Source organism: Desulfonema magnum (assembly GCF_017377395.1).
GTDB lineage: Bacteria > Desulfobacterota > Desulfobacteria > Desulfobacterales > 4be13 > Desulfonema_C > Desulfonema_C magnum.
In genome coordinates, this window is sequence record NZ_CP061800.1 from 1,153,716 (window position 1) to 1,178,445 (window position 24,730).

Sequence of the window (24,730 nt, forward strand, 5' to 3'; positions counted from 1 at the left end):
TTCAAAAAAAGGATAATAATATGAATAATTATGAATTTGAACAAACAATACATCTTACCGACTATTATTATATCCTCGTCAAGCACAAATGGCTGATAATCGCTTCTTTTGTGATTACCCTGAGCCTGACAATATTTTTTACCTTGCGTATGACGCCAATTTACAGTGCCAGCGCAACCATGGTTATTGAAAACCAACAGACAAAGTCCCCCCTTACCGGCGAAGCGCTGGACTATGGGAATTATGTGAGTCAGACCTTATCTTTTAATACCCATCTGAAACTCATCACCTCTCATCCGGTCATGGAAAAAGTGATCAGAGATTACAGAATGGATCAGGCTGATATTGAAAAAGCAGACGACAGTTCACAATTCACTTCTTTTAAAGATATTCTCTCTAAATTTAAGAAAAATTTTCGTCTTTTCCTGGGACAGAAAGAAAAAGTTTTAACCCCCCAGGAAAAATATGAAGCGGTTGTCCAGAGGCTTCGGGAGAAGATTAATATCAGCGAGGTAAGAAATACCCTTCTTCTGAAGGTAGGTGTGGAAGATACGGATCCGGTTATGGCTAAAAATATCGCCAACAGCGTGGCACAGGCTTATATTGAGTTTAATACCGGAAGCAGGCTTGAATCTTCAAAAAATACAATGAGTTGGATGAGTAAACAGTTATATGAGACACAGAAAAAACTGGAAGATGCCGAAGCAGAATTCTTAGCCTACAAACAGAATGAAAAATTATTCTCAATTCAGGGAAAGCAAAATATTATCACACAGAAGATAGAGGAATTCAATGACGCATATATCAGGGCTCGGAATAAACGGCTTGAGTTGGATGCAAAATTAACGAAATTAAGGCGAACCATCAATTCAAACGGAGAAATTCTTCATGCCCGATCTCTCATTGATAACGCTCTTATTGATAGTCTTTATAGCCAGTTACATGAAGATGAGGTGGAGCTTAACCGTCTTGGCAATATCTTTAAGCCCAGGCACCCGAAAATCATCCAACTTAAAGGCAAAATAGAAGAAACCCGGAAAAAGCTTAATGAGGAATTAAAAAAAGAGATGGAAAATCTCAAAGCTGAACGGTCTGTTCTCTATACCAAGGAAAATATCTTACAGAAAACCATAGCGGGTTTTGAGAGTGACGCCTTGGATACTGGAAAAAAGGAACTCCAATATACCATCCTTCAGCGAAGTGTGAATACAAACCAGAAACTGCACGACATTTTGTTATCAAAAATAAAAGAATCTGACATTGTGGAGAGTATGGAAGTTTCCAACATACGGATTGCTGAAAATGCAGTGATTCCCGCGGCCCCGGTGAAACCGAATAAAAAGCGAAACATTATGCTGGGTGCCATTATCGGTCTGATGATCGGCATCGGGTTTTCCTTTTTATGGGAATATCTGGACCGAACACTCCGAACTGAGGAAGATGTCCAAAAATATCTTGAGTTACCGGTTTTGTCCGTCATTCCGGAGGCAGAACTGCCATAAGGGTTTGGTAATTGGAGATTTGTGATTTGTGATTTGTGATTATTCAATTGGCTGACGCTGGTGTGTTTTACAAAAAAGATGGCAATAACAAATCGCAAATCGCAAATCGCAAATCAAAAATCGCAAATCAAAATAACGAGTGAAAAAATGGAACACAACAAAAAAGCCCGACAAAAAGATTCAAGAAAGCTGAATGACCTGTTCTTGAACAACTATCCTGACAAGTCCCGTTTTGCAGAGGCATTTCGCACCTTGCGAACCAATGTCCATTTTTCCTTTATGGAAAAGGAATTTCGCTCTCTTCTGGTAACCAGCGCAGGTGAAAAAGAGGGAAAGACCAGCACTGCGGCAAATTTGGCCTATACCTTGTCCCGGGCCGGAAAATCTGTTTTAATGATAGATGCGGACCTGCGCAAGCCCATGCTGGGGAGACTCGCTTTTTCTCAGGCATCTCCCGGACTCACCGGAGTGCTTTCTGATCTCCTGAACACAGATATAGACAATGGAACCCTGGAAGCGTTCGGGGTAAGCGATTTGTTTAATCTTCTTTCTTTTCAGAAAAAAACCGGGCTGTTACAATTATCCGACGGAAGAGAGGAAGTGGGACTTTATTTTCTTCACGGAAAACTGGTGGATATCAAGTGGTTCACCAAACCTGTTGAGGAAAATCTTGTAAATTTTCTGATTAAGAACAGCTTGCTGAGCAGGGAAGAAGCTGTATCAGCGATTAACCGCCAGAAAGATACGGGTCAGAAACTGAGTTCCATACTTATCAACACCGGCCTTCTGAGAAAAGATGAGTTAAAGGGGCCGTTTGATAATTACATGAAGGAAACGCTTCGTGTTACTGTGCAAATGAAAACAGGAACCTTTTCCTTCAAAGAACTTCATCAGTCTGATCTTGAGCGGTTTTCCTTTGATCTTGCTGATATTCATCAGCTTTATGAAGAAATGGTGGGGGGAGAAGAGAGGTTGCCGTATTTACAAAGCAAAATTGATTCAGCCATTCTGGATGTCAGCACAGACCTTTTTTTGCTTCCGACCGGAAACCGCCCGCCAAATCCCTCTGAAATTCTGGGATCAAAAGGAATGTCTTTTTTGCTGTCTTATCTGACAAAAAAGTTTGATGCCCTGATTATTGACACACCTCCCATTCTGCCGGCGAGCGATGCCCTGCTTCTGGCTCCCCAGATAGACGGCGTGGTGCTGATGGTCAAGGCCGGTCTGATAAACCGGGAACTCATAAGAAAAGCAGTGGAACAACTTCGGCTGGCCCAGGCAAATCTGCTCGGTGTTGTTCTCAACCGGGTGGACATAAGAAGAGAAGGCTATTATAAATATTATAATAAATATTATTCTGGTTACTATGGGAAATACAAATCTTGAAACGCGCCAGGTATCTTTTAATCCTTATATTTTCTGTTGCGGCCTTCTGTCACCTGATTCCTCGTCTTATCTCTCAAATTCACTGTCATCGGGCCGGGAATCTCTGCCGGGAAGGGCATTATGATTTGGCTGCAGATCATCTGAAAAAAGCAGCGAATTACCAGCCGGATGATTACGAAATTCAGAAAGAATTAGGAAAAGTCTTATTCGCATCAGGTGAGTCAGCACCGAATAACATAGAAGCATTTCTTCTGACACAAACGTCAAAAGATTTTTATCTGAATGCGTTACGGCTGAACTCTCTTGATGCGGAAACAGTTTATGCCCTCGGCAGGGGAGAACACCGCCTGGAGCAATTGTATCGTTATCTCCATCCTGAAGAGAAAGAGACTCCCTATCGTCCCCTTCCTTATTTTAAGCAGGCTGTACGACTGAGACCTAATGGCTTACAATACAATTACACCCTGGCCCGCTGTTTTTATAATCAGGGGCAAATGAATGAATTGCTCGCGGTTGTTCGCAGACTCACCCGCATCTGTCCCTCTTCTTATGGTTATTTGAAAAAAGAGAATTTTTGGTCTGACAGTGTCAGGGAAGCCTGTAGAACAGGACTCCGGGAAGCAGTTAAAAACAAAATCTCTGTCAGAAACGCGCATATGATTATTTCTTCCGTGCTGACAGAGGAGAAAGACTGGCCCGGTGCCATATCTCATTATCAGGAGGCCCTGAACCATAGCGCATTTCAAAACAGTTCTGCAAATTATGCTCATCTGGGCAGCCTCCGTCTCAAAAACAGCCAGCATAAGGAGGCAATGACCTGGTTCTTTCATGCCCTGGATATGAGCAGGTCTAAAGAGAAATCGCTTGAACGAATTTATTCCTTTTATAAAAAAGAAGGCTGTCCTGAAAAATTCCTTTTGTTTTATCAGCAAATCAGCGGCTATTTTATTTTTTCTTCCCGGGCGGATATCCTGCTGGCCCGTTTTTTCTTTGACCTGAAACAATATCAGAAAGCTCAGGAAATCTTGACGGTGCTGAATCAGAAGCATCCCACAGCCAGAGCATATTACTGGCTGTCCCGTATTGCTCAGGCGGAGAAAGATTGGGACCGTATGGAGTTAGCCATTCAGAAGGCCACTGTGCTGGATCCGAAAAACAGCCAATATCATTTCATTTTTTCTAATCTTCTTAAACGCCTGAAAAAACTGGACAGAGCTGAAAAAGAGGCACGGCTTGCCATTGAGCATCGGAAATCCCCCACTGCGGGACTTTTTAACCACAGCGCATGGATACGATGGAGCAAATCAGATTATCTGGGAGCCATTGATGACTGGAAATCGGCTGTTCGTCTGAAGCCGGACACTGCCGCGTTTTATTCCTATATTGCAGAAGCCTACAGACGCCTGGAAAACCGGGCCCTGGCTATGGAGTATTATCAGAAAGCAACATCGCTTGATCCGACCAATGATCGCTATTTAAAAAGATATCTTGAGATCAAAGCGGAAATATGAAAGGGGCCAGGGCCAGAGGCCGGCTTTCATGGTTCGTTGTGACTGAAGGCCATGTCTGTTTATAAGTTTAAAAGTGTCTCTCGATAATCAAGTTTTTTGATCTGGTTCGGACAAAAAGCCTGTCATTCCTGCTTTCGCAGGAATGACAGAAAAAAATTTGATTATCGAGTGTCAGGAATTTCCCTGATTATCCGCTATAAATGCCGATTTGCTGTTCTTGAATTCCAAAGCATACTGAATACTGCCTAATTCCAGAATTCAAAAAAATGGTGGACAGGCCCGTGACCATGACCCATTTTATATTTCGCTCCTGTCCGAATGGCTCCGCTGATATACGTCTTTGCTCTTCTCACAGCAGCTTCGATGTCATGCCCTTTTGCAAGAAATGAGGCAATTGCAGAAGACAGAGTACATCCTGTGCCGTGATTATTTCGGGTTTCGATTCGCTCTTCTTTTAAGGTGACAAATCGTTCCTCCTGTGTGAGATAAAGGAGGTCATCGCTGTCGTCATTCTCCGAATGTCCGCCCTTTATGAGTACGCTTTGGCAGTTATGATGGCTGATATGCCTGGCAGCATCCTGTATCTCCTCGTATCCGCTTATTTTTTCTCCTGTCAGCACCTCTGCTTCAGGCAGGTTCGGCGTGACAACAGCGGCCAAAGGGATCATATGCGTCTTCAACGCTTCTATCGCGTCATTCTGTAAAAGTTTATCCCCGCTTTGCGCCACCATCACAGGATCAAGAACGATTTTCCTTATCCCGTGTTTTAATAATCCCCGGGCCACAACCTCAGTCAGTTCTGCTGAATAGAGCATTCCGATTTTTACCGCATCTGCGCCGATATCACCGAGAACCGCTTCCATCTGTTCCGCCGCAAACGACGCGGGTACAGCATGGATACCGGTAACGCCTTTGGTGTTCTGTGCTGTCAGCGCTGTAATCACGGACATTCCGTAACAGCCCAGAGCAGAAAATGTTTTTAAGTCGGCCTGTATGCCGGCACCGCCGCTGCTGTCCGAACCGGCAATGGTAAGTACTTTGTGATATGTTTTGTTCATTATGTGACTCGCTTTTTTTTACCGTGAAAATACATTTTGAAAACCCGGGTTTTTTGTCTGAAAATATTTTTATGACCGGGGGCGAAAAACCCGGCTTTTTTATGAGCGTTTGTTTCTGATTATAACAGATTCGGGGGAATGTCGCGATACCCGCCCGGACAGGCTGAAATTAAAAAGTTTTGCAGCCCGTTCTCATGATACCGGAATTTATCAGGTTCTTCGGCAGGGTTCTGAAATCCGTGGTCTTATTTTTCCTGAGCAATCGGGTTCGGAGGAACGAATTTGTTAATGTCAGCAGATCGAAAATTTTCTCCTTTTGTGTTTTGCTCTGTTTTTGCAGTTTTTTGTACAGAAGATTTTTTGATCTGCTGAATGTCCGTCTTAGAACACGCGGTTCGGCAGAAGACAGCAACCCGTGAACATACCGATGAGATTCAGTATAGATTGACATAAAATTGGCAGAGTGTAAATATATAAATTTCAATCTCCCCAAAATTCGGGTGTGTCCCACCTTTTACACAAAACGCGTCTCCCGCCTTCGGTCGGAATGAGGATGCCGCAGGCGGGATATCAGCTCATTATGCCGAAAATGCTGACAAAAAATGTTTTCCGTCCGGCACCTGCGAAATCCGGTCCCCCCCCCGGCGGACAGATATGTGACATCCGCCTGTGCAAAAGGCGGGACATCAGTTAAAAACTGAAATATATTGCCAATTGTCATTTCCGAGTCACAGCGTGATCCGAAGCGGCAAAATCTGAAATCCGCTCTCTGTGTAAAAGGTGGGAGACACCCGTAATTCCTTCAATTTTTACGAAATTGCCTCCCGGAATCACCAATAATTAAATATCGTGTCCCCGGAATTCCGAATTCCCCCTTGGATTCCCCCTTCCTTAAATCTGGAAAAATTTTCCTAATTTTTTGATCAGGAATTCAAATTCATCTTGTATTTCTTTAACAAATTCGTTTATAATAATATTTATTACCACATACTCTTGTTTCATTCATGGAAGCCTGTGAATCAGGGGTTATGAGTGATATTCATTTTTTACCGCCGTTATTTCGGAAAGTTGCCGGATGCTGATATGCGCCTTTGTTGAAGAAAGCAGGAATATCCCAAAAAGCAGCGATGATTTTCAGGAAAATTGTAAAGAATGCGAGGCTGTCCTCGATTACCACAAAAAAATTCAGAAAAAATGGATTACAATTGCTAAAAAAGAATTAATTTAATAAAGATAAACAAAACATCGCTATCTGATTTTTCCTTTTCTGCTCCGGCCGGAAAATTTTGGATTTGGCAATCCGAACCGAGTGTGACAGGGGAACCGAACAGAACGGGGATGGAGTGAAGAGCAGACTTCCAAAGTCTCTTATAGTTTGCAACTCTTTAATATACCAATTTTTTTTGAAGGACACTTATACAAAAAAGATAATAATGCCAAAACGTACTGACATACAAAAAATCCTTATCATCGGCGCTGGGCCGATTATCATCAGCCAGGCATGTGAGTTTGATTATTCCGGGACTCAGGCATGTAAAGCCCTGAAAGAGGAAGGTTACGAGGTTGTTCTTGTGAACAGCAATCCCGCAACCATCATGACCGATCCTGAGATGGCCCATCGGACTTATATTGAGCCGGTTATTCCCGAAGCTGTGGCAATGATCATTGAAAAAGAAAAGCCGGATGCATTGCTCCCGACCTTGGGAGGCCAGACCGGGCTGAACACTGCCGTGGAAGTGGCAAAAATGGGCGTACTTGACAAATTCGGCGTGGAAATGATCGGGGCATCAGTTGAAGCCATTAAAAAAGCTGAAGACCGGGAGCTTTTCCGCAATGCAATGGATAAAATTGGCCTTCGTATTCCCAAAAGCGGAATTGCGCATAATATGAACGAAGTCCGGGCCATTGCCAATGATATCGGATTTCCCATTATTGTTCGTCCGAGCTTCACTCTGGGGGGAACCGGCGGCGGTGTGGCTTATAATCCTGAAGAATTGGAAATTCTCGCCAAATCCGGGCTGGATGCAAGCTTCATCACCCAGGTCATGCTTGAAGAATCAGTTCTGGGCTGGAAAGAATATGAACTCGAGGTGGTGCGGGATAAAAACGACAATGTCTGCATTATCTGTTCCATTGAAAACATGGATCCCATGGGAATACACACCGGAGACAGCATTACCGTGGCCCCGGCCCAGACCCTCAGTGACAGGGAATATCAGATCATGCGGGACGCGTCCATTGCCATCATGCGGGAAATCGGGGTGGATACGGGCGGCTCAAATGTCCAGTTTGCCATCAACCCCAAAAACGGTGAAATGATTGTGGTGGAAATGAATCCCAGAGTGTCACGCAGTTCGGCCCTTGCTTCCAAAGCCACAGGGTATCCCATTGCCAAGATAGCGGCCAAGCTTGCTGTGGGATATACTTTGGATGAAATTTCCAATGACATCACCGGTGAAACCATGGCCTCTTTTGAGCCGACCCTGGATTACTGCGTGATAAAAATCCCGCGCTGGACCTTTGAAAAATTTCCTGAAACCCAGGATTACCTCACCACGGCCATGAAATCCGTGGGCGAAACCATGGCCATCGGCAGAACATTTAAAGAAGCATTGCAGAAAGGGCTGCGATCCCTTGAAATTGGTCGGCACGGACTGGGGGCTGATGGAAAAGACCCGAATCCCCCTCCTTCGCTGGATGAAATCAAACAGAAACTGGGAACCCCCAATTCCCAAAGGATTTTTTATCTGCGCCATGCGCTCCTGAGAGGAATGTCTGTTGACGTTGTTTATGAATTAACCGGGATTGACCCGTGGTTTCTGTATCAGATTCAACAAATTCTGGAACTTGAACAGGAGATTCAGAACTATGGGAAACCGGACATTGATGATGATATTGGTTTTGAAGAACCTGATTTTTCTCTGCCCGAACCGGTTTTGAAAAAAGCAAAAACCTGGGGGTTTTCAGATATCCAGATTGCCTGGCTGACAGGTTTCACCGAAAACCGGACAGAAACCCGTCGCAAAGCCCTTGGGATACGTCCGGTTTACAAGCTCGTGGATACCTGTGCTGCCGAATTCAAAGCAGCGACCCCTTATTACTATTCCACTTATGAAACAGAAAACGAGGCAAGAGTTTCGGATCGGAAAAAGGTGATGATTCTGGGCGGGGGACCCAACAGAATCGGCCAGGGCATTGAATTTGATTACTGCTGTGTTCATGCTTCGTATGCCCTTGGGGAAGAAGGGATTGAAAGCATCATGGTCAACAGCAATCCCGAAACCGTGAGTACGGATTATGACACCTCTGACAAACTCTATTTTGAGCCGCTGACCAAAGAAGATGTGCTTCACATTGTGGAAACAGAAAAACCTTATGGCGTTATTGTCCAGTTCGGAGGGCAGACCCCGCTGAATCTTTCCGTGGCACTGCATGAGGCAGGGGTTCGTATTCTGGGCACTCAGCCGGAAAGCATTGACCGGGCCGAAGACCGTAAACTCTTTCAATCCATGTTGAAAAAACTGGGTCTTGTTCAGCCGGCAAACGGCACAGCCATAAATATTGAAGAGGCCGTGGCTGTGGTGGAAAACATTGGTTATCCTGTGGTCGTGAGGCCGTCCTATGTGCTGGGCGGAAGAGCCATGAAGATCGTTTATAATCGGGAAGAACTGGAAAATTTTACCCAGATTGCCATTGCCGCCTCCCCGAGGCATCCGGTGCTGATAGACAAATTTGTTGAAGATGCTCTTGAGGTGGATGCGGACGGGATTTCAGACGGGGAAACAACGATCATCGGCGGCATCATGGAGCATATCGAAGAAGCAGGCATTCACTCCGGAGACTCAGCCTGTGTGCTTCCTCCCATCAGTCTGAGTGCTGACATTATTGCCCAGATAACGGCCGCCACAAAAGCCATGGCCGCGGAATTAAATGTGGTGGGGCTGATCAATGTGCAATATGCCATAAAAGGCAGCCAGTTGTATGTCCTGGAAGTCAATCCCAGGGCATCCAGAACCATTCCGTTTGTCAGCAAGGCCACCGGTGTTCCCCTGGCAAAGCTTGCCACAAAGGTGATGCTCGGGCGAACATTAAAAGACCTCGGCCTGACCTGTGAAAAGATTCCGACCGATTATATCTCGGTAAAAGAGGCCGTGATGCCGTTTAACCGGTTTCCTGATGTGGATGTCCTTCTTGGCCCGGAGATGAAATCAACCGGCGAAGTCATGGGAATTGATCCGGAATTCGGAGCAGCATATGCAAAGGCCCAGCTCGGGGCCGGACAAAACCTGCCCACGTCCGGCACGGTTTTTATCAGTGTCGCAGATCGTGACAAAAAAGCAGTTCTTCCTGTGGCAGCAGAATATCAGCGTCTTGGCATACATATCATGGCAACTCAGGGAACATCCTTATTTTTAAACAAGCATGATATTCCCAATAAAATGATAAACAAAGTCTCCCAGGGACGCCCGCATGTGGCAGATGCAATAAAAAACGGAAAAATTCAGTTAATTATCAATACCGCTTTGGGGAATGAAACAAAGCAGGACGGCTATATCATCAGACGGACAGCCCTGAAATATAATATCCCTTATGCCACGACAATTGCAGGAGGGATGGCAATATGCAAAGGAATTGCCGCTCTGATAAAGCAAAAGCTTTCAGTAAAAACGATTCAGGAATATAATAAGATGAGTTAGAGGAGGTGTTAGGTGTTAAGGTACTCAGAAAGAACGCATTGTCCCAGTTTTAATGTCCGACTTTCAGGCAGTCTGTAAATGACAGCTTTGTTGAGATAATGAGTTTTTTCCGAGTACCTAAAAGTGTGAGGTATTCAGTTAGAGGTTTACTTAAAATTTTCTAAAGCCTGACACTTAACGTCTGGCCTCCTAACACCTAACACTTAACACTTAACACCTAACACCTATAACACCTCCTTCCAATTCGGAGACAAACTAAGAAAATGATTTATTCAGAAAAACCACGTGAGGCATGTGGTGTGTTTGGTATTTACGGACACCCCGAGGCTGCAAAAATGAGTTATTTCGGCATGTATGCCCTTCAGCACAGGGGTCAGGAAAGTGCCGGTATCGCAGTTACACAGAATAAAAGCATTGTAACACATAAAGGCATGGGGCTTGTTCCGGATGTCTTTGATATGGCCCAGATGGATGAGTTGGAGGGGAAAAGCGCTATCGGCCATGTACGCTATTCCACCACAGGAAGTTCAATTCTCTCCAATGCCCAGCCTTTTGTTGTCCATCACAAACAAAAATCATATGCAGTTGCCCATAACGGTAATATTGTCAATTCCCATATATTGAAAAAAGAGCTTGAGGAATCAGGCTCCATCTTTCAAACCACAATGGACAGTGAAGTTTTCCTGCATCTGTTGATAAAAAATCTGAAATACGGATTTGAGGAGAGTCTTGTCAGATCCGTTTCCATGCTGAAGGGGGCGTTTTCTTTTGTTCTGCTGACCAGCCAGGGCGAGGTGATCGGAATTAAGGACCCGAACGGATTCAGACCCCTCTGTCTCGGAAAGATGAACGGGTCGGAAAATCAGTATGTGCTGGCATCAGAGACCTGTGCGCTTGATCTTGTCCAGGCTGAATTCATACGGTCTGTCGAGCCCGGGGAGATTGTTATCATCGGCAAGGATGGTATCAGAAGCTTAAAACCAAAAGTTCAGGCCAAGCGATCTTTTTGCGTATTTGAATTCATTTATTTTGCAAGGCCCGACAGCACCATATTCGGACAGAATGTTTATCTGACAAGAAAGGCTCATGGCAGACGACTTGCCCAGGAAGCTCCTGTTGACGCGGATTTGGTCATGCCGTTTCCTGATTCCGGCGTGTATGCTGCCCTGGGATATTCAGAAGCATCCGGCATTCCCTTTGAAATGGGCATGATCCGTAATCACTATGTGGGAAGAACCTTTATTCAGCCCACCCAGAGCATGCGGGACTTCGGAGTCAGGGTAAAACTGAATCCCATAAGAGAGGTCCTGAAGGGTAAGGAGATTATTATCATTGAAGACTCCATTATCAGAGGAACCACTGTTAAAACAAGGGTAAAAGCCCTGCGTGAACTCGGGGTGAAACGGGTTCACCTGCGTGTCAGCGGACCGCCCCATCGTTTTCCATGTCATTATGGTATTGATTTTTCGACAAAAGGCGAGCTGATTGCCGCGAGCAAAACTGTTGAAGAACTCAGGGATTTTCTCGGACTGGACACGCTTTATTACCTCAGTCTTGAAGGGCTTCTGGAATCAACCGGTATCAAAAACCCGGAAAGCCATTTCTGCAAAGCATGTTTTGACGGATGCTATCCTGTGGACTTTGATGAAAACATGTCCAAGGACTGTCTTGAAAGAAGATAAAACTTTGAAACTCGAAACTTGAAATAGGAGCATCGGACAAAAAATAATAGCAAAAAGTGAAATGTTTAGACAGCCTAGTTTAGTTTCCAGTTTCAAGTTTCCAGTTTCAAGTTTCCAGTTTCAAATTTCAGGAGGTGAAAATGATTGAATCAGAATATCTGAAGGATAATGTTCAGAACATCCAAAAAATCATGGCAATTCCTCCCCTGAGAAGGTTTGAAACGAAGATTCTCAAGCAGTTGCTGAAGTTGAGCAAAATAAGAGAATACGGACACGGAGAACTTATTATCAATGAGGGCGACACTGATCCGTGGATATATTTTCTTCTGTCCGGCAAGGTCAGGGTGGAAAAAGAAGGAATAGAGATCGGAATACTTGATAACAAGGGTGAAATATTTGGTGAAATGAGAATCCTGGATGGCCTGACCCGGTCAGCATCAGTGTATGCGGAAGGCAAAACTGACTGCCTGGCGGTGGATACTTCTGCTGCGACAAACAGGCTCACTTCTGATGAAAGAGCAGGTATTTTATTGTTACTTTACAGCATATTTACGGAATACATCGCCATTCGGCTATGTTTGGTAAATGATGAACTGATTCAGGCCAAAGAGGAAGTTCGGAAACTTAAAGAAAAAAACAAATAGTTCCCCTCATCAGTGTTCTTTGCCGGCGGCTGCTATGACAATTTTCATACAGCAGCCTTGCAAACAATAGGATCATTAATCAACTGAAAAAAAGCAATATAATCTGATCCATTTAAAATGATATTTAAATTCCGGAATAATTCTTGTCAATCGTGATCAAAATATGTTATTTTCTATAGGCTGACACAGAAGACAATATGTGATTTTTGTTTCCTCAGAATGTGTTCAATATTGCCTGCTTTTTTATAATTTATTTATATTATTCTAAAAAAATAGTTGTATAAATTAAAAACAGATTAAAATCAGCATATTTTCGTACTGAATGCGAGGGGTTGTCCGCCATTGAAGGGGCGGCGATAAACACTTGTCTGAAATTTAAGGTGTGTCCCACCTTTTACATAAAGCGGCTGTCTGTCCTCAGTCCTGATAAGGCTGTTTTGGAGTCTTATATTCCTGAATATATTGATAAATATTGTTTTTTTAATCCGATATCCGCTAAGTCCGGATGTCTGGCAGACACATGTATGATATCCGTTTCCATGTAAAAAAAAGGGGGGCATATAACTATTTGGATATATTTTTAATTGTCATCTTATGGTTGCAGTGTGAGCCGAAGCGGCAACATTCGGAATCTGCTCTCCATGTAAAAGGCGGGAATACACCCGAAATTTAATTTCTGAAAATTTGTATATAAATTTGTTCAATTTTCATATATAAGGAGTTAAAAGGGTCATGAGCGACGAGGAAGCCCCGAAAACAATAAAAATTGATTACTACCTTGATTTGGTAGTCAGGCGTCGCTGGCTCATTATTATTCCGTTTTGCCTTGCCATGATAGGCGGAATGTTTGTTTCAGTCACAACCCCCAGAATTTATGAGGCAAACACGTTAATCCTGGTAGAACCCAAAAGCATCCCTGACAAATATGTGGAGCCGCTCACAGAAGTCACTGTCAAGGAGAGGGTAAGCACGATCACACAGCAGATGAAAAGCCGCACATATATTGAACGGGTGATAAACGAGGCCGAACTTTTCGCAGGCCCGGAATATAAGAACATGCTTTCGGAAGAAAAAGTCTCGGCCGTGCGCGGAAATATGAAAGTGAAAGTGACAAGAGGCCGGAGGGGAGCGGATTCCTTTACAATCTCATTCAGGGGAAAAGACCCTGAAAAGATTACAAGAGCGGTGAACATCCTGGCAGGCTATTTTATTGATGAGAGTATCAAGCTTATGACAGAGGAGGTCTTTGCCGCAAGCGACTTTCTTCAGGAAGAACTTAAGGACAAGGCAACAAATCTCATTGCTGTTGAAGATAACCTCAAAATTTACCGTACAAAGTACATGGGCGGCCTGCCTGAGCAACTGGTATCCAATTTAGGTATGCTTTCGGGGCTTCGGGAACAGCTGAATGACAAACAGGAAAGTCTCAGAGATGAAAAAGTCAGATTAATTCAACTTGAGGGACAAATGTCGGAGGCCCGGCGGGAGTTGGAAAGTTATGTTCCCGGAACCATGCCTGAGAAAATTGAAATAAAGGAACCTGAGAATGTTATAAGATTAAGGACGCTGAAGCAGGAGTACTCAAGCCTGATAGCCAGGTATACGAAACAGCATCCGGATGTTATCAAAGTGAAAAAAATGGTTGCTGACCTTGAGAATGAAGTCGCCAAAGAAGCCGAAGAAGCCGAAGAAGCTAAAAAATCGTCTGACGAACCCCAGCCCCAAAAACCCAAAACCGAGACAGAACTGCTTGCGGCCCGATATAAAGCGATGAAACAAAGTCAGCTCAACGAAATAAAGTACCAATATGAAGATTCGCTAAGGACGATAAAAATACATGAAACTGACATTATAAAAATACTTGAGGAAATAAGAAAATACGAAAAGCGCGTGGAAGATACGCCGAAAAGGGAGCAGGAACTTCTGTCCTTAACCAGAGATTATGAAAATATTCAGAAATCGTATAACTCTCTGCTGACAAGAAAATTGGATGCTGACATTGCTGTCAGTATGGAAAGAAAGTCAAAAGGCCAACGGTTTCGTATTCTGGACTCGGCAAAAGTTCCCAAAAAACCTGTTTCACCCAACATAAAAACATTGCTTATCATGTCGTTGGCAGCGGGCCTGGGCCTGGGGGGAGGGTTGGTCTTCCTGTTGGATTTTCTTGATACCTCTTTAAGAAGACCCGAGGACATTGAGACATTAATGAGAATTCCCGTGCTTGCGACTGTTCCGAATGTATATCATCGTCCCTCGGATAAAATAAAACAAAAAATTGACCAGGGAATGAGCGTTCTTTTCATTATGATAGGCCTCATGCTGTTAGGTATATTCGGCATACTGGCGATAAAAGGTGTGGAATATGTAACCGCTATTATGGAAAAAGTTATCAGCAAAATATTATAATGATGTTATTTTCTGCCTGCATAAAAAGGAAGAGAAACCCGGTGGGTAAGATATTTGCGTTAAAAAAATCAAGCAGAACAAACAAAGTGTCTGTTCCGCCCCCTGATATCTCCGATACAGAACTGAAGGAAGATTATTATAAGAGGGAGGTGGACAGCAACTTGGTGGCGTTCATGAAACCGCACTCGTTTGAAGCGGAACAGTTCAGAATGTTAAGAACAAATCTTCTGTTTCCTATTTCAGGAAAGTCGCCTCGTTCCATTATGGTTACCAGTGCGCTTCCGGGTGAGGGAAAATCTTTTGTATCTGCAAATCTGGCCATAAGTATTGCTCAGATTATCAGTGAGCATGTTCTTCTTATGGACTGTGACTTGCGTACACCCAGCATCCACAGAATGTTCGGCTTTGATGATGATGTGCCAGGGCTGAGTGAGTATCTTTCTCACGGAAGTCATTTTGAAGCAGTGAACCGTAAAAAATTCGGTACCATACCTGAACTGAATGAGTATCTTTCCGACGGCGTGTTTCTTTCTTCTCTGTTTCTCAACACAAGAATAAACAAACTGACAATCCTGCCCGGAGGTAATCCCCCGCACAATCCTTCCGAACTTTTATCTTCAAAACAGATGACAGAACTGCTTAAAAAAGAAAAAACAAGATATACAAATCGTTATATTATCATAGATTCACCGCCGCCCAAACTTATGACCGAAACAAGCGTGATCGCGAGACAGATTGACGGCGTCCTCCTGGTTGTAAAATACGGAAGCACACCTCGAAAGCTGGTGGGGGATCTTGTGGATATTTTGGGAAAAGAGAAAATCCTCGGGATTGTGCTTAACGGTTTCGAGGGATATGGTAAATATGACAAATTCAGGCGAAAATGGGTTCAGTTGGTATAGATGAATCGGTTGTTTAAGGTTTTTCAAAGCGTGGCAGTCCTGATAAAATACGGAGTGATTCAGTTGGGTACAATATTTGCGTTAAGAAAAACAAATAAAACAGAAATAATACCAGTCTCCGCATATGAAGATTCAGCGAAGAAGTTGCAATATGAACCAAAAGAACAGGAAACGCCTCCTGAAACTTCGGCAGCTTCCTACAAGGAGAGTGAGCTGGACAAGAATATGGTAATGCTTCTGAAGCCGAGGTCCTTTGAAGCCGAACAGTTCAGAGTATTAAGGACCAATCTTTTATTTCCGACTTTGAGAGACCCTCCCAGATCCATTATGGTGACCAGCGCAACCCCGGGTGAGGGGAAGTCTTTTGTATCTGCAAATCTGGCTATCAGTATTGCCCAGAATGTTGATAACAAATATGCACTGCTCATGGACTGTGACATGCATAGACCTTGCCTCCATAACCGTTTCGGATTTGGTGACAAACCCGGACTGAGCGAACATCTTTCCAGTGACGTGCCGCTCTCCTCTCTGTTTCTTAAAACAAAAGTGAAGCGCCTGACCATACTGCCAGGGGGCAAACCCCCCCATAATCCTTCCGAGCTTCTGTCTTCGGAAAAGATGTCAGCGCTTCTGAAAGAGGTGCAGTCAAGATATAATGACCGTTATACTGTCATAGATTCGCCTCCGCCCAAACTTACGGCTGAGACCAATGTCATCGCAAAGCAGGTTGACGGTGTTGTTTTGGTTGTAAAATACGGTGTCACTCCCCGAAAACTTGTTGCCGAGCTGATAGAGATCATAGGAAAAGACAGGATACTGGGTATTATCACCAACTGGGCTGATACAAGTACGACATATCGCATGTACCGTAAACACATCAGAAGAAAATGAGATTCAAAAAGTCACCTTTTGGGCTGTCTGAAATCTCAGAAAAAGGAGAAAATTATTTTTAACATTAAATACATTTTCCGCCCCATTGACTGTTCCCCTGTCTCATGAAATAATTTTATTAAAGATAAGGTCCCGGACATCTGAAACGATAATAATAAATCTGGATTTATCTGAGAATGTGATATTGAGATTTCGGTTCCGCTTCGGATTGGTAAAACAAAGATGCTAAGAGTATTAAAACAGTATTATCCTGTACGAAACATTTTTTTTGTTATTGGTGAGGGGCTGATCATATACGCTTCGGTTATTTTTGCAGGTTGGATACTCCTGGGTGTAAAACCGTTCATTATTGTCAAGTCCCTGCTTATCACGCTTATCTGCCAAATATGCCTTTACTATAATGATCTGTATGACCTGAATGTGACTTACAGTTCAGGCGAGCTTGGCATCCGTCTGCTTCAGGCCCTCGGGGTTGCGACCATTTTTCTCTCAGGTATTTACTTTGTTTTCCCAAAAGCGATTATCAGCGGGAGTTTTTTCTTTGCTTTGACAATTGGTTTTATTATATTATTCAGCATGGTCTGGCGATTAACCTGGAGTCTGGTCTTAAATAAAGACATGCTGAACCAGAAGATCATGGTCGTGGGATCCGGTGAACTGGCCCGAAATATCATGAACGAAATAAAAAACAGAAAAAGCTGCGGATATGTGGTCGCGGCCGCGGCCCTGGAATCTTATGATGATGCTGATTTTGCTGATGAAAAAAACATGGCGGTGTTTTGCAGAGAACATCATGCCGGTCTCTGTAACATCGCAAAAGATATGAAAATAAAAAAGGTGGTTGTCGCGCTCAGAGAAAGAAGAGCGGGTTTTCCGACAAAAGAGCTTTTGGATTGCCGTGTGAGCGGAATAGATATCCTTGAGGGAGACAGTTTTTATGAAAAACTCACAGGCAAACTGAGTGTTGAACATATCAACCCGGAATGGCTTATATTCTCAGAAGGTTTCCGAACATCTCTTTTCAGCCGTTTCCTGAAACGCAGTCTGGATATCGTGTTATCCTTTACCATGCTGGTTCTGCTTTCGCCGGTAATTCTCCTTACCGCTGTTTTAATCAAAATTGATTCAAAAGGGCCTGTTTTTTTTTCCCAGGAAAGAGTGGGGGAAAAGAAGAAAATATACAAAATATATAAATTCCGTTCAATGGTTGCGGATGCTGAAAAGCAAAGCGGACCCGTATGGGCAAAGGCGAATGATGACCGTGTCACTCTTGTGGGAAGATTTATTCGTAAATGGCGTATTGATGAACTCCCCCAGCTCTGGAATGTCCTAAAGGGTGAAATGAGCTTTGTGGGGCCGCGTCCGGAGCGGGAATTTTTTGTAAAAGGACTTGAATTCATTATTCCCTACTATGGTGCCCGGTTCACTGCCAAACCAGGGGTGACAGGATGGGCCCAGGTCAGTTACGGCTACGGTGCTTCTGTGAAAGATGCGACTGAAAAACTTAACTATGATCTGTTTTATATGAAAAATATGTCAATTTCCATGGACCTGGTGATTGTTTTGCGTACTGTAAAGACCGTTATTTCCGGAGAAGGTGCGCGATAATCTTTCTTTTATATGAAAGTGTGTCAGGTGTTAGGTGTTAAGTGTTAAGTGTTAAGTGTTAGGAAAAACTGTAAAAATTTCATCGTTCGTTGTGATCGGCAGGTCATGACCGTTTAAGTGTAAGCCGTCTGAAAATTTCAGTTTTTGCTGTTATTTTTTGGCCGATGCTGTTCTCTCCCTTCGACAGGCTCAGGGAACGGGTGAAGGCCGTTGCCATGGAGGAAGGCCGTTGCCCCGGAGGAAGGCCGTTGCCCCGGAGGAAGGCCGTTGCCATGGAGGAAGGCCGTTGCCCCGGAGGAAGGCCGTGCCCTGAGCTTGTCGAAGGCCAAGCAGCACGGAAAGCGGACAGATAAAAGCAGGTGATTCAGATGGCCTCGTTTAAGTGGATGGATAAAAATATGGGTAGTCCTGCAAAGGTAGTGATGAATCCCGTTCAGTCCCTCGGTTATCAGGACACTGAATCTCATTCATCACTGCTTGTGCAGGACTACCAAAATATGTATGTTTTTCAGGCATCCTTCATATTTGCCCAAAAGTACTTTACACTTTTGGTGATTTGAAAAAAAGTCCATTTTTTTTCAATCTACAAATTTTGTAGCTAAATAAAAGTAATATTTACAAATAGATATTGTAAAATCTACAAATTTTGTAGTTTTTTACACACTTCAAACATGATTAGCTAAAATTAACTACAAAATTTGTAGTTTTTTTTGTAATAGGTTGTTTATATTATAAAAATAATCAAAATTATCATGAATTAAAAAAAACATAAAAAATTCATTTTAGCTGAAAGTGTAAACTACTAAATGAAGGATGCCGTTTTTCAATATCCGGGGGCTTCGGAAGTTTCACAGTCTTCAGAAATCCAAAGTCATCTGTATTTAAAAAATTTATCTCATTGTACTTACTTCTAAAAAAAACACCGCTTAAAGCCACATACGGATTGCCCCGGCAACTGAAATTATTTATCTGAAAAACTAACCTCATGAAAAAACCGAGTTTTTCGCCCCCGGTTATGAAAATATTTCCGGATAAAAAACCCGGGTTTTCAAAATGTATTTTCACGGTAAAAATTCGCAGGGGCAATAACAAACGATTATTTCCAATTGTTTATTTTTCGGGAGAAGGCAGATATGACGGATCACTCTGATTATTTTAAATATAATTATGATATCATAAAAGAAATGACACAAGTGCCGATGCTGAAATCTTTTGAAGAAAAAGACCTTCAGAAACTGTTGCGATTAAGTAAAATAAAGGAATATAAACCCGGTGATCTGATTTTTGAGGAAGGCAGCTATGATGGCTGTATATACTATCTTGTCTATGGCAAAGCAAAAATTGTAAAAAATGAAAAAGTATTGTCTGTTTTGCAACGCACGGGAGAGATTTTTGGTGAAATGGGGGCATTGGACGGTTCAGCAAGGTCAGCTTCTGTATATGCCGCGGATAATACCATGTGTCTGGCAATAAAAATTTCTGATGTTGATGGCTTGTCAGCCAGCGATCAGTTTGAATCCAGATACAAAATGTACAGAGGTTTTGCCGAGATTTTGGCCCATCGCCTGAGAGTGACAACCGAAGAACTGGTCAGAACAAAAGAAGAATTGGACAAACAAAATTTGGTGAATCGTCTGATATTAAAAACCGAGGAGTTAAGTAAGGCAAAGGAAAAAATAGCGCTGTTGCAAAGCCGGTTAAGAGGTCAGAAGCGCATAAATACAGTTTAGGGAAAAATGGTTATGAAAAGAATATTGCTTTCGGGTTTGTTTTTTTTGCTTTTAACGACAGTCTCCTGTGTACCTAATTTTTATTCAGTCACCGCCCCAAAAAACGAACCGGAAACCAAGGCAGTTACCCAAATCATTCAGGATAGTTATAATGCGGAAATAAAGGAAACAGATTCGGAAACAGATAACTCTGCGGAAGATGTCCCCGATACAAAACAAACTGAAGCTGATGCGGAAACAGAAACATCTGCCAAAGATGTTCCGGAAATAAAAAAAGCTGATGCGGAAACAGAAACATCTGCCAAAGATGTTCCGGAAATAAAAAAAGCTGATGCGGAAACAGAAACATCTGCCAAAGATGTTCCGGAAATAAAAAAAGCTGATGCGGAAACAGAAACATCTGCCGAAAATATTTCAAAAACAGAAAAATCCGCCGGAAATGCTCCGGAAATTGAAGACACCGCCGAAGCGGAAAAGGGAGATTACAAAATTGGCAGCGGTGATATTTTGGAAATCATGACATGGAAGGAACCTGATTTTTCAAAGGAACTGCTTGTCAGAATTGATGGTAAAATTACATTTCCGCTGCTTGATGATATTAAAGTGGCAGGGCTTACTCCGATGCAGGTAAAAAAACATATTGAAAAAAGATTAAAAGATTTTGTTTCACATCCCATTGTCAATATTACCGTAAAAAACCCTCAGAGCCAGAAGTTTTATATCCTGGGTGAAATTTCAGGAACAGGTCAGTATGATATTATAAAAAATCTTACCGTGCTTCAGGCGTTTGCCCTTGCTGGCGGATTTACCGAATGGGCTTCAAAAAAAGAAATTATTCTTGTCAGACAGGAAGACGGCAAGGAGAAAATTATAAGGATCAATTATAAAAATATTGCAAGAGGTAAAGATTTCAGTCAGAATATACTGATAAAAGCAGATGATACGATTATTGTCCCCTGATTGTTTCTTTGTCATTTGTCATTGATAATACTCTCATTCAACCTGGTTAACAAAAAAAAGATACAAATGACAAATAAACGCTCATGAAAAAGCCGGGTTTTTCGCCCCCGGTCATGAAAATGTTTTCAGATAAAAAACCCGGCTTTTCAGAATGTATTTTTACGGTAAATTTAAAATTTATTTTCTCATTATTGTATGCAGCCTTGTGCTGACGAATCCGGCCCGAGCCGGATATCAGAAACTCTTTACCCCGAGAATTTCGGTAAACACAGAGTATTCAGACAATCTTTCCTTATCAAAAGACAATAAAACAGAGGATTTTATTACTGTCATCTCTCCGGGGTTCACCGCCCAGATATTAGGAAAAACCAGGGCCCTGACATTTTCATACGATTTAGGATACAGTTCTTACGACAAACTCATCGAGAATAACACATTACGTCATAATGCCCTGTTTTCAGGATGGATCGGATTTACAAAACATACCCGCCTGGATTTTCAGAACTCATTTATACTGACTGAAGAATCTGTCACAGAAATTGAAAGAACCCTCACAGAGACTGAAGCGGCGACCGAAGAAACTGAAATTTATGCCTTGGAATCTGAAAAAGAACATGAGGCCGAAACAGAGACCGTCAGGAGAGGCAGGGAATCTCATTATACAAATACAACAAACATCGGATTCACGCATCAGTTTGGCAAATCTGATATTTTCAACATGAGGTATGTTTACAGCATTCTTGAAAACGAAGATCCGAGTGTTAAAGATAAAACAAATCATAACCCATCAGCCGGGCTGAACTACTGGATTATTCCCGGACAACTGGGCGTTGATGCGAGTGTTTCCTATACAAGAGGCGAATATTCGGCCACTCCCGGGAAAGACAGTTATTGGGAAGAAAGTCTGAGTCCGTCACTGGGCGTGAATTACTGGTTTATCCCCGACAGATTCGGAATTGAAACCAGCTTTTCCTATAGCAAAGGTGAATTTTCAGATCCATCGGACCACCTTAATCATTGGCACAAGAGTTTGAAACCATATATAACGCTGACTTACCGATCCGTGCCGCTTCACCTGGAAACGGAGGTAACCGTCTCCCGTATCGCTGGCAGATTTTCAGAATCCTCCGAAGATTTTAATAACTGGTACGGAAGTCTGAAACTGACCAAGAAGTTTACCAAACATCTTGAGGGGGTTGTCCGATACGCACATACAATTATGGATTTTAAGGGAGAGGGTGAGGACTATAAAATTTATGATCCTTCAGTGGGCATAAATTACACACTGGCAGAAGGGGTTCCGCTTTCGTTTACCATTGGCTATTTCACGCGGGACAGACTGGAAAGTAAAAACGAGTCCGCCTTATCTGTCAACGGTGATATTGGAAAAACCTGGATGTTCAGCAGGCATGGCTCGCTCAGTTTCGCAACATCAAGCGGATATGATGAATCTTATTTTGGCGCGGAAAAACTTGGCTTCGGCATATATTATGACGCAAGATGTACGATAAACTATGCGTTTACCAAATATTTCAGTGGTAATATCTACGGGGCTTACAGAAGAGATAAGTATCTGGATATTAAAGAAAATACACGAAATGACGAAACCAGGGAAATGGGTTCGGGTCTGATTTACCAGAAAAAATGGTTATCTGTGATGCTTAATTATTTCTATCGCACAGTTGAGTCCACCCTGAGCGAAAATGATTATGAAGAAAATCGGATTCATCTGAAGGTCATCTTATCCCCTTTCCGTCCGATTCGTATCTTAGACTAGGAATCATCAATCATCAATTATCAATTATTAATTACCAATTACCAATTATCAATTATCAATTATCAATTAGGAATAGCTATGCTCCTTAAAAATACACTTACGGCTTCAGTTGTGATGCTTGTGACTATGGTTTTTCTTCATTATATCAGCGAAGGTGAGGAAATTCATCCGAACAAATCCTTTGAAACTTTTCCAACACAGCTCGCGGAATGGAAGGGGGAGAGAGAATTTTTTTCTGAAAATATTTATGATGTGCTGGGGGTTGATGACTATTTTATGTGCAGGTACAATGACCCGAAAGCGCTCTGGACCCATCTTTATATCGGATTTTATCAAAGCCAGCAAGAGGGGGATCTGATTCATTCACCCAAAAACTGTATGCCCGGGGCAGGATGGAATATTATCCGGACATCGCTTGAAGAACTGGAATTTCCCGGGGACCATCCTGATAAAATAAAAGCAATAAAACTCATCATACAAAAAGGAGATCAGAAAAAGATTATGCTCTATTGGTTTCAATCCCGGGGGAGAATCATTTCTTCTGAGTATATGCAGAAAATCTGGCTGGTCATTGACTCTGTCACACGCCACCGGACAGATGGCTCTTTTGTGAGGCTTATCTCACCGATTGTCAACAATAATGAGGAGATGACCTTACAGCAGTTAAAAAAGTTTGCCAGACATCTGATGCCCCTGCTGTATGAATATATCCCGTCATAACACATGAAGCTTTAAAAAATAACATTTTGATTTTATATTTAAAAAATAAAAAAACCTCCCAGTCTGAAATCGCATCCGAGCCAGAATCAGAGAATTTTTCCCGGTTTCCGAAAACTATCCGTGTTGCACTTTTTGTGTCGCGGGTGTGTGTGGCTGTGTTCCTGATGACAAGCTCAACATATGCTTTTTACCACTCAGGTGAAGACAAAGCCCAAGACCTCCGAGGTTTTGAAAACCTCGGAGGTCTTTACTCGAAGATATCTGAGAACAAAGAAAAGAACACTTTTGTATTGTATGACAATTTTAATCATGTGTTGCCAAAACAGCGTCAGGAAACAATCATTTTTCCTTATTCCGATAAATTTGTTCCCGCGGATCTGATTGAGTTCAACCTGCCGGTTTATGCTGTGTTTCACCATTCCGAGACATTTGAAAATCCAGTGACAAAACTCCTGTATGCAAACCTGAAATTAAAGAAACTGCTTGAAGAATACAGCGATTTGCAGCGGCGGGTGAATGCGTTGCTTTCGGATCTGGAGTTTTCCTCTGATGACATTCAGCCGGATTTACTTGCCCTGATAAACAATATTCAGATGGGAGACACGCCTAAGCTCAGTGAAATGTTGTCTGTTCACAGGAAATGGATAAGACTGAACAGGGAGATCAGCAAATTAGCCAAAAATCATCCTCGTTTGTTGGCTGAATCTGCTGAAAGGACAGCCTCACGGCTTCTGGCCGGAATCCGATTCCGGGCAAATTCGTATCATTCTGAAAAACCATCTGAAATGACATCCCGAAATTTTTTTGGCCCTTCTCCGAGGACATTCAAAAACAAAACATCTGCTTCGGATGCGCCGCTTTACAGACACAATACGAAAGATGCTCATTCTGTTGCAGTGAAACGCAAAAAGAGAGATTTCTATTATGAAGATGATTTTTTGGAACGCATGTTTAAATTTCCCTCAAAAGTATTACGCTATGTGCTTTTAAATAAAATAAAAGCCATTGTCTATGGTCTGGTTCTGATCTTCATGATCTATTTCACAGTGATTGTCATTCGTTCTGTGATTCATAGGTAACAGGAAAATAAGTACCCGATCAAAAGTTTTTTATACATCTTTTTTTTGTGAACTGCGGAGAAACCCGGCTTTTTCCGTCACGGGCGGCGGCTCATTCCGGGAAAAAAGCCGGGTTTCTTCCCCGGGCAGATATTGAAAACTTATGGTCAGCTACTTATGATAAACTTATTAAAGAGG

The 24,730-nt window shown here is 42.7% G+C and carries 16 protein-coding genes; 15 read left to right on the forward strand and 1 reads right to left on the reverse strand.

The window, feature by feature from the left end:
- Positions 1–20 precede the first annotated feature (20 nt).
- The 3 genes from dnm_RS04660 (at position 21) to dnm_RS04670 (ending at position 4,399) form a co-directional block, all read left to right on the forward strand.
- Entirely contained in the window at positions 21–1,502 is a 1,482-nt protein-coding gene (locus tag dnm_RS04660) for a GumC family protein (RefSeq protein WP_207681540.1), read from the forward strand.
- 147 nt (positions 1,503–1,649) lie between these two features.
- Entirely contained in the window at positions 1,650–2,888 is a 1,239-nt protein-coding gene (locus dnm_RS04665) for a DUF4388 domain-containing protein (RefSeq protein ID WP_207681541.1), read from the forward strand.
- Between the two features lie 125 nt (positions 2,889–3,013).
- Complete coding sequence (locus dnm_RS04670) at positions 3,014–4,399, forward strand: tetratricopeptide repeat protein (RefSeq protein WP_207681542.1); 1,386 nt, start codon at positions 3,014–3,016, stop codon at positions 4,397–4,399.
- A gap of 245 nt (positions 4,400–4,644) precedes the next feature.
- Here dnm_RS04670 and thiD read toward each other — a convergent pair whose 3' ends face one another.
- Positions 4,645–5,457 (reverse strand): bifunctional hydroxymethylpyrimidine kinase/phosphomethylpyrimidine kinase, encoded by an 813-nt coding sequence (gene thiD, locus dnm_RS04675; protein WP_207681543.1) that lies wholly within the window; start codon positions 5,455–5,457, stop codon positions 4,645–4,647.
- 1,433 nt (positions 5,458–6,890) lie between these two features.
- Here thiD and carB point away from each other — a divergent pair.
- From carB to dnm_RS04735, 12 genes are all read left to right on the forward strand, one after another.
- The gene (gene carB, locus dnm_RS04680) at positions 6,891–10,154 is read left to right on the forward strand and encodes a carbamoyl-phosphate synthase large subunit (RefSeq protein ID WP_207681544.1); all 3,264 of its coding nucleotides are present in this window, start codon (positions 6,891–6,893) and stop codon (positions 10,152–10,154) included.
- 263 nt (positions 10,155–10,417) lie between these two features.
- Positions 10,418–11,836 carry an amidophosphoribosyltransferase gene (gene purF, locus dnm_RS04685; RefSeq protein WP_207681545.1) on the forward strand — a complete coding sequence of 473 codons (1,419 nt, stop codon included), beginning with the start codon at positions 10,418–10,420 and terminating at the stop codon, positions 11,834–11,836.
- Between the two features lie 140 nt (positions 11,837–11,976).
- Entirely contained in the window at positions 11,977–12,480 is a 504-nt protein-coding gene (locus tag dnm_RS04690; RefSeq protein ID WP_207681546.1) for a cyclic nucleotide-binding domain-containing protein, read from the forward strand.
- 732 nt (positions 12,481–13,212) lie between these two features.
- Positions 13,213–14,886, forward strand: coding sequence for a GNVR domain-containing protein (locus dnm_RS04695; RefSeq protein ID WP_207681547.1), 1,674 nt, complete (start codon positions 13,213–13,215; stop codon positions 14,884–14,886).
- A gap of 41 nt (positions 14,887–14,927) precedes the next feature.
- Positions 14,928–15,788, forward strand: a complete 861-nt coding sequence (locus dnm_RS04700) for a P-loop NTPase (protein ID WP_246556197.1) — start codon at positions 14,928–14,930, stop codon at positions 15,786–15,788.
- A 63-nt stretch (positions 15,789–15,851) separates the two neighbouring features.
- Positions 15,852–16,679 carry a polysaccharide biosynthesis tyrosine autokinase gene (locus dnm_RS04705; RefSeq protein ID WP_246556199.1) on the forward strand — a complete coding sequence of 276 codons (828 nt, stop codon included), beginning with the start codon at positions 15,852–15,854 and terminating at the stop codon, positions 16,677–16,679.
- 222 nt (positions 16,680–16,901) lie between these two features.
- Positions 16,902–18,287 (forward strand): sugar transferase, encoded by a 1,386-nt coding sequence (locus tag dnm_RS04710; protein WP_207681549.1) that lies wholly within the window; start codon positions 16,902–16,904, stop codon positions 18,285–18,287.
- 1,133 nt (positions 18,288–19,420) lie between these two features.
- On the forward strand, positions 19,421–20,017 hold the full coding sequence (locus tag dnm_RS04715; protein WP_207681550.1) for a Crp/Fnr family transcriptional regulator: 597 nt from the start codon (positions 19,421–19,423) through the stop codon (positions 20,015–20,017).
- A gap of 12 nt (positions 20,018–20,029) precedes the next feature.
- Entirely contained in the window at positions 20,030–20,977 is a 948-nt protein-coding gene (locus dnm_RS04720) for a polysaccharide biosynthesis/export family protein (RefSeq protein WP_207681551.1), read from the forward strand.
- 151 nt (positions 20,978–21,128) lie between these two features.
- Positions 21,129–22,754: an outer membrane beta-barrel protein gene (locus dnm_RS04725; protein ID WP_207681552.1), complete on the forward strand. Its 1,626-nt coding sequence runs from the start codon at positions 21,129–21,131 to the stop codon at positions 22,752–22,754.
- A gap of 78 nt (positions 22,755–22,832) precedes the next feature.
- Complete coding sequence (locus dnm_RS04730; protein ID WP_246556201.1) at positions 22,833–23,474, forward strand: exosortase C-terminal domain/associated protein EpsI; 642 nt, start codon at positions 22,833–22,835, stop codon at positions 23,472–23,474.
- Positions 23,475–23,638: 164 nt separating this feature from the next.
- Positions 23,639–24,553 carry a hypothetical protein gene (locus dnm_RS04735; protein ID WP_207681553.1) on the forward strand — a complete coding sequence of 305 codons (915 nt, stop codon included), beginning with the start codon at positions 23,639–23,641 and terminating at the stop codon, positions 24,551–24,553.
- The last annotated feature ends 177 nt before the right edge of the window (positions 24,554–24,730 follow it).